Annotated in this window: 10 protein-coding genes and 1 pseudogene; 4 read left to right on the top strand and 7 right to left on the bottom strand. The window is 64.7% G+C overall.

Annotated features, from left to right (window positions below; genetic code table 11):
* The 7 genes and pseudogenes from ACR2JI_RS17710 to infA all read right to left on the bottom strand — a co-directional run.
* Positions 1-82, bottom strand: a pseudogene (locus tag ACR2JI_RS17710) (50S ribosomal protein L17); the annotation flags it as partial.
* A 110-nt stretch (positions 83-192) separates the two neighbouring features.
* Positions 193-1206, bottom strand: a complete 1014-nt coding sequence (locus ACR2JI_RS17705; RefSeq protein WP_526392361.1) for a DNA-directed RNA polymerase subunit alpha — start codon at positions 1204-1206, stop codon at positions 193-195.
* A 78-nt stretch (positions 1207-1284) separates the two neighbouring features.
* Positions 1285-1890, bottom strand: a complete 606-nt coding sequence (gene rpsD, locus ACR2JI_RS17700; protein WP_526392359.1) for a 30S ribosomal protein S4 — start codon at positions 1888-1890, stop codon at positions 1285-1287.
* A gap of 30 nt (positions 1891-1920) precedes the next feature.
* On the bottom strand, positions 1921-2337 hold the full coding sequence (gene rpsK / locus ACR2JI_RS17695) for a 30S ribosomal protein S11 (RefSeq protein WP_293308034.1): 417 nt from the start codon (positions 2335-2337) through the stop codon (positions 1921-1923).
* 2 nt (positions 2338-2339) lie between these two features.
* Entirely contained in the window at positions 2340-2714 is a 375-nt protein-coding gene (gene rpsM / locus ACR2JI_RS17690) for a 30S ribosomal protein S13 (protein ID WP_526392356.1), read from the bottom strand.
* Positions 2715-2880: 166 nt separating this feature from the next.
* On the bottom strand, positions 2881-2994 hold the full coding sequence (gene rpmJ, locus ACR2JI_RS17685; RefSeq protein WP_025737541.1) for a 50S ribosomal protein L36: 114 nt from the start codon (positions 2992-2994) through the stop codon (positions 2881-2883).
* Between the two features lie 43 nt (positions 2995-3037).
* Positions 3038-3259 (bottom strand): translation initiation factor IF-1, encoded by a 222-nt coding sequence (infA, locus tag ACR2JI_RS17680; RefSeq protein ID WP_213516935.1) that lies wholly within the window; start codon positions 3257-3259, stop codon positions 3038-3040.
* Between the two features lie 206 nt (positions 3260-3465).
* On the opposite strand from infA, the gene rfbB reads away from it, so the two are divergent.
* The 4 genes from rfbB to ACR2JI_RS17660 all read left to right on the top strand — a co-directional run.
* Positions 3466-4461, top strand: coding sequence for a dTDP-glucose 4,6-dehydratase (rfbB, locus tag ACR2JI_RS17675; protein ID WP_526392354.1), 996 nt, complete (start codon positions 3466-3468; stop codon positions 4459-4461).
* A 1-nt stretch (position 4462) separates the two neighbouring features.
* Complete coding sequence (gene rfbC, locus ACR2JI_RS17670; RefSeq protein ID WP_526392352.1) at positions 4463-5041, top strand: dTDP-4-dehydrorhamnose 3,5-epimerase; 579 nt, start codon at positions 4463-4465, stop codon at positions 5039-5041.
* Between the two features lie 42 nt (positions 5042-5083).
* Positions 5084-6604, top strand: coding sequence for a CoA-acylating methylmalonate-semialdehyde dehydrogenase (locus ACR2JI_RS17665; RefSeq protein ID WP_526392350.1), 1521 nt, complete (start codon positions 5084-5086; stop codon positions 6602-6604).
* Between the two features lie 21 nt (positions 6605-6625).
* Positions 6626-6993: acyl-CoA dehydrogenase family protein (locus ACR2JI_RS17660; protein WP_526392348.1), on the top strand; the 368-nt coding region annotated here is incomplete at its 3' end.

Here is a 6993-nt window from a genome sequence, read left to right as displayed (position 1 = left end):
GCGACGTGGCCAGGTTGGCCAGGAGCGCCTTCTGATGCGAGGAGGATCCGCCGAGGCGAGGACCCTTAGTGGGCTTGGGCATTGCAACTATCTCCTAATTGGGGCCGACCCCCGTATCAGGTAGGGCCGGGACGAATTTCTTTACAGCTGTTCGGTTTCGGCGTAGTCCTGGTCGGTGTCGGTCTCGTATGCCTAGTCATAGCCGCTGTCGTTGGTCCAGGTGCCGGTGGCCACGTCGTAGCCGGCGACCTCGGACGGATCGAAGGTTGCCGGTGAGTCCTTCAGCGAGAGACCCAGCGAGTGCAGCTTGATCTTGACCTCGTCGATGGACTTCTGGCCGAAGTTGCGGATGTCCAGCAAATCGGACTCGGTCCGGCCCACCAGCTCGCCGACGGTGTGCACACCCTCGCGCTTGAGGCAGTTGTACGAGCGGACGGTCAGATCGAGGTCGTCGATCGGCAGCGCGAACGCAGCGATGTGATCGGCCTCCTGTGGGGAGGGTCCGATCTCGATGCCCTCGGCCTCGACATTGAGCTCACGCGCCAGGCCGAACAGCTCGACCAGTGTCTTGCCGGCCGAGGCCAGCGCGTCACGCGGGCTGATGGAGTTCTTGGTCTCCACATCGAGGATCAGCTTGTCGAAGTCGGTGCGCTGCTCGACGCGGGTGGCCTCCACCTTGTAGGTGACCTTGAGCACCGGCGAGTAGATGGAGTCGACCGGGATACGGCCGATCTCGGCGCCGGAGACCTTGTTCTGCACCGCCGGGACATAACCGCGGCCCCGTTCGACGACCAGCTCGACCTCGAGCTTGCCCTTCTCGTTGAGCGTCGCGATGTGCATTTCCGGGTTGTGCACGCTCACACCCGCCGGCGGAACGATGTCACCCGCGGTGACCGCACCCGGGCCCTGCTTGCGCAGGTACATGGTGACCGGCTCGTCCTCGTCAGAGGAGACCACCAGGCCCTTGAGGTTCAGGATGATGTCGGTGACATCCTCCTTCACGCCGGGCACGGTGGTGAACTCATGCAGCACACCGTCGATGCGGATGCTGGTCACGGCCGCACCGGGGATCGACGACAGCAGCGTGCGCCGCAGCGAGTTGCCCAGCGTGTAGCCGAATCCGGGCTCGAGCGGCTCGATGACGAACTGTGAGCGGTCCTCGGCGATGACGTCCTCGGACAGTGTGGGGCGCTGAGAGATCAGCATTGTCTTCTCGTATCTCCTTCTCGGCACCCACTATTTGATGCCGTCGGGTGATCTGCGGAACGGGCGTTCCGCAGGGTGTTACTTCGAGTAGAACTCGACGATCAGCTGCTCGGTCAGTGGGACCGTGATCTGCTCGCGAGTAGGCAGTTGGTGCACCAGGATTCGCTGGCGTTCGCCGACCACCTGCAGCCAGCCCGGGATCGGGCGATCGCCCGAGGTCTCCCGGGAGATCTGGAACGGCAGGGTGTTGATCGAGCGGTCCTTGATATCGATGATGTCGTACTGCGACACCCGATAGCTGGGGATGTCGACCTTCACGCCGTTGACGGTGAAGTGGCCGTGGCTGACCAACTGGCGGGCCATCCGTCGGGTGCGCGCCAGGCCGGCGCGGTAGACGACGTTGTCCAGGCGGCTCTCCAGGATCTGGAGCAGGTTCTCGCCGGTCTTGCCGGTCTTGCGGTTCGCCTCTTCGTAGTAGCGGCGGAACTGCTTCTCCATCACGCCGTAGGTGAAGCGGGCCTTCTGCTTCTCCTGCAGCTGCGTGCGGTACTCGCTCTCCTTGACCCGCGCGCGACCGTGCTGGCCGGGCGGGTAGGGGCGCTTCTCGAAGGACTGATCGCCGCCGACGAGGTCAACACCGAGACGGCGCGACTTGCGGGTGGCAGGTCCGGTATAACGAGCCATGGTTGCTTCTCTCTCCCTATCCCGAGCCGACTAGACCCGGCGCCGCTTGGGCGGACGGCAGCCGTTGTGCGGCTGCGGTGTGACATCGGAAATGGCGCCGACCTCAAGACCGGCTGCCTGCAGTGAGCGGATCGCGGTCTCGCGGCCCGAACCCGGACCCTTGACGAAGACGTCGACCTTCTTGACGCCGTGCTCCTGAGCCTTGCGGGCGGCGTTCTCGGCGGCCAGCTGCGCGGCGAACGGGGTCGACTTGCGCGAGCCCTTGAAGCCGACATGACCTGACGACGCCCAGGCGATCACATTGCCCTGCGGGTCGGTGATCGAGACGATCGTGTTGTTGAACGTGCTCTTGATATGGGCGGCACCGTGCGGGACATTCTTCTTTTCCCTGCGGCGGGTGGTCTTGCCCTTCTTGGCGCCGGACGCGGCCTTCTTCGGAGGTGCCATGTTTACTTAGCCTTCTTCTTGCCGGCGATGGTGCGCTTCGGACCCTTGCGGGTGCGCGCATTGGTCTTCGTCCGCTGGCCGCGCACCGGCAGGCCACGGCGGTGCCGCAGACCCTGGTAGCAACCGATCTCGATCTTGCGACGGATATCGGCCTGCACCTCGCGGCGAAGGTCACCCTCGACCTTGAGGCTGCCTTCGATGTATTCGCGCAGCTGGGTCAGCTGATCGTCGGTCAGGTCCTTGCTGCGCAGATCCCGGTCGATACCGGTCGCAGCCAGGATTTCCTGAGAGCGGGTACGGCCGATGCCGTAGATATAGGTCAGCGCGATCTCCATGCGCTTATCGCGCGGGAGATCGACGCCCACTAGACGTGCCACAGGGCTGTGTTCCTTCTTCTATGCGGAGGTGTCGATCCCAGACCGTTCCCGGCGGCGTGCGCTTTCGGGGTCCGGCCTCCGTCCGGACGTGGATGAACGGAAACATTCCGCTCACTGGTTCTGGGAGGTCTTCATTCAGTTGTTCATCGGCGGTGCTGGTCGGAGATCAGCCCTGCCGCTGCTTGTGGCGCGGATCAGTGCAGATCACCATGACCCGCCCATGCCGGCGAATCACCCTGCATTTGTCGCAGATCGGCTTGACGCTCGGGTTGACCTTCACGGCGTTTGATCCTGTTCTCGTTCTCGTGCGGTGGGATGGGCGGTTACTTGTACCGGTACACGATGCGGCCCCGGGTCAGGTCGTAGGGAGAGAGCTCCACCACCACCCGGTCCTCGGGAAGGATGCGGATGTAGTGCTGCCGCATCTTGCCGCTGATGTGGGCGAGCACCTTGTGGCCGTTCTCCAGCTCAATGCGGAACATCGCATTGGGCAGGGGCTCGACCACGCGGCCCTCAACCTCGATGGCACCGTCTTTTTTGCCCATATCCTCACTAGATCCTGTTCGGTGTGGGCAGCGCTCGCCCCGACTGCAAAACGTGAGACGCCAGTCAATCGGGGAATGCTCCCCGGCTGGGCACGCAAGAGTCGGCGCGATCACCGCACCGTTGCCCCACGATACCCGCTTGTCAGCGGTACTCCAAAACGCGTCAGGCCCGGTTGAGCACGGTCAGGCTTGGTTAAGGTGACCTCATGCGGCTGTTGGTGACTGGCGGCGCCGGTTTCATCGGCGCCAATTTCGTCCACCAGGTGGTCGCGGAGCGCCCCGAAGTTGCCGTGACCGTGCTGGACGGACTCACCTACGCCGGGAGCCGGGAGTCCCTCGCGTCGCTGCGGGGCGCGGTCCGGGTGGTCGAGGGAGATCTGACCGACGAGGCCCTGGTCGACGGCCTGGTCGCCGAATCCGATGCCGTCGTGCACTTCGCCGCCGAGACCCATGTGGACAACTCCCTGGCCGACCCGGCGCCGTTCGTGCGCAGCAACGTCGTCGGGACTTTTTCGGTCCTCGAGGCGGTCCGCCGGCACGGGGTCAGGCTGCACCACATCTCCACCGACGAGGTCTATGGCGACCTGCCGCTGGATTCGGCCGTCCGGTTCACGGCGACGACGCCCTATAACCCGTCCAGTCCCTACTCGGCGACCAAGGCCTCCGCGGATCTGCTGGTGCGGGCGTGGGTGCGCTCGTACGGCGTCAACGCGACCATCTCGAACTGCTCGAACAACTACGGGCCGTTCCAGCACGTCGAGAAGTTCATCCCGCGCCAGATCACCAATGTGCTGACCGGCCGGCGGCCGAAGCTGTACGGATCCGGGGCCAATGTGCGGGACTGGATCCACGTCGATGACCACAACAGCGCCGTCTGGCGGATCCTGGAGGCCGGGGCGAGCGGCGCGACCTATCTGATCGGAGCCGACGGGGAGCGCGACAACCTGTCGGTACTGCGAATGATCCTGCGACTGATGGACCGTGATCCCGACGACTTCGACCGGGTTACCGACCGGGCAGGCCATGACCTGCGCTACGCGATTGATGCCACGGCCCTGCGCGAGGATCTCGGCTGGGCGCCCAGGCACACCGATTTCGCCGAGGGCCTGCGGGCCACCATCGAGTGGTACCGCAGCAACGAGTGGTGGTGGGGTCCACTGAAGGACCAGGTTGAAGCCGACTACGCCAAAGCTGGTCATTGACATGGCTTTTCGCGAATTATCCGTGCCGGGCTCCTGGGAGATCACGCCGGAACTGCACAGCGACGAACGCGGAGTCTTCCTCGAGTGGTTCACCGAGACGGCGTTCGGCGAGATGACCGGCCACCGGTTCGACATGCGGCAGGCCAACTGCTCGGTGTCGGCGGCCGGCACGCTGCGGGGCCTGCATTTCGCACAGCTGCCGCCCGGTCAGGCCAAGTACGTCACATGCGTCAAGGGTTCGGTGTTCGACGTCGTGGTCGACATCCGCGAGGGGTCGCCGACCTTCGGCCGGTGGGACTCGGTGCTACTCGACGACTCGTCGCGGCGATCGGTTTACATCTCCGAGGGTCTGGCCCACGGCTTCCTGGCACTGGAGGCCGACTCGACCGTCATGTACCTGTGTTCGGCGCCGTACGCACCGCAACGCGAGCACACGATCTGCCCTACCGACCCGGCGATCGGAATCGACTGGCCGCTGCCGCCGGCACAGTGGCGGCTCTCCGAGCGCGATGCCGGCGCCCCTGGGCTCGACGAGGTGCGGGCGGAAGGGTTATTGCCCCGCTGGAACAAGACTTACTAGGATATCCAACTAAATCACCGTTGCGCCCGAAGGATGACTCTCATGACCCCACAGATTCAGCATTTCATCGATGGCCGCCTCAGCCCGCTGGCCAGCGCCCGCACCGCCGACGTATTCAACCCCAGCACCGGCGCGGTGCAGGCCAAGGTTCTGCTCGCCTCGGCCGCCGATGTCGACGTCGCGGTCGCCTCGGCGGTGGAGGCGCAGAAGGAGTGGGGGTCGTGGAACCCGCAGAAACGGGCGCGGGTACTGATGAAGTTCATCGAACTCGTCAACGCCAACGCAACCGAGATCGCCGAACTGCTCTCGATCGAGCACGGCAAGACCGTCCCCGACTCACTCGGTGACATCCAGCGCGGTATCGAGGTCATTGAGTTTGCCACCGGCATCCCGCATCTGATGAAGGGCGAATACACCGAGGGCGCCGGCCCGGGTATCGACGTCTACTCGATCCGGCAGCCGCTGGGCGTGGTCGCCGGCATCACCCCGTTCAACTTTCCGGCGATGATCCCGCTCTGGAAAGCCGGCCCGGCGCTGGCATGCGGTAACGCATTCATCCTGAAACCGTCCGAGCGCGATCCGTCGGTACCGCTTCGGCTGGCCGAGCTGTTCATCGAAGCCGGCCTGCCACCGGGGGTGTTCCAGGTGGTCCAGGGCGATAAGGAGGCAGTCGACGCCATCCTGAATCACCCCGACATCAAGGCCGTCGGTTTCGTCGGTTCATCGGACATCGCGCAGTACATCTACTCCGGCGCAGCAGCTCACGGTAAGAGGGCGCAGTGTTTCGGCGGCGCCAAGAACCACATGATCGTGATGCCCGATTCTGATCTGGATCAGGCCGTCGACGCCCTGATCGGCGCCGGTTACGGCAGCGCCGGTGAACGCTGCATGGCGATCAGCGTCGCGGTTGCGGTCGGCGACGAGACGGCGAACCGCCTGCGCAACAGGCTGGCCGAGCGGGTCGAGCACCTGCGCGTCGGCCACAGCCTCGATCCCAAGGCCGACTACGGCCCCCTGGTCACCGAAGCGGCGCTGGATCGCGTGCGCGGCTATATCGACGCCGGTGTCGCCGCCGGAGCCGAACTCGTCGTAGACGGGCGTGCCAAGGGTAGCGACGAAATGACATTCGGCGACGAGAGCCTCGAGGGTGGTTTCTTCATAGGGCCGTCCCTGTTCGATCGCGTCACCACCGACATGTCGATCTACACCGACGAGATCTTCGGCCCGGTGGTGTGCATCGTGCGCGTGAAGAACTACGAGGAAGCCCTCAAACTCCCCAACGAGCACGAATACGGCAACGGCGTGGCGATCTTCACCCGCGACGGCGACACCGCCCGCGACTTCGTCTCCCGTGTCCAGGTCGGCATGGTCGGCGTCAACGTGCCGATCCCGGTTCCGGTGGCCTATCACACCTTCGGCGGCTGGAAGCGCTCAGGCTTCGGCGATCTCAATCAGCACGGACCGAGTTCGATCCAGTTCTACACCAAGACCAAGACCGTCACCGAGCGCTGGCCGTCGGGCATCAAGGATGGCGCCGAATTCGTCATCCCGACTATGAAGTAACAGCGACCGCCGATGACTTTCATGAAATTGGATGATGATGAACGCGTCATCGCCGAAACCGTCGGCGACTTCGCCGCCAAACGAATCGCCCCGCACGCGCTGACCTGGGACCACGACAAGCACCTGCCGGTCGAGGTGCTGCGCGAGGCCGCCGAGCTCGGCATGGGGGCGATCTACTGCGGCGAGGATGTCGGTGGCAGCGGACTGCGACGCCTGGACGCGGTGCGCATCTTCGAGCAACTGGCGATCGCCGACCCCGCCATCTCGGCATTCATCTCGATCCACAACATGTGCGCCTGGATGATCGACACCTACGGCACATCCGAGCAGCGCAAGTCGTGGATTCCCCGACTGGCCTCGATGGAGACCATCGCCAGCTACTGCCTGAC

It is taken from the genome of Mycobacterium sp., assembly GCF_051006775.1.
In the GTDB taxonomy this organism is placed as follows: domain Bacteria; phylum Actinomycetota; class Actinomycetes; order Mycobacteriales; family Mycobacteriaceae; genus Mycobacterium.
This window is presented reverse-complemented; position numbering and strand designations above follow the sequence as displayed.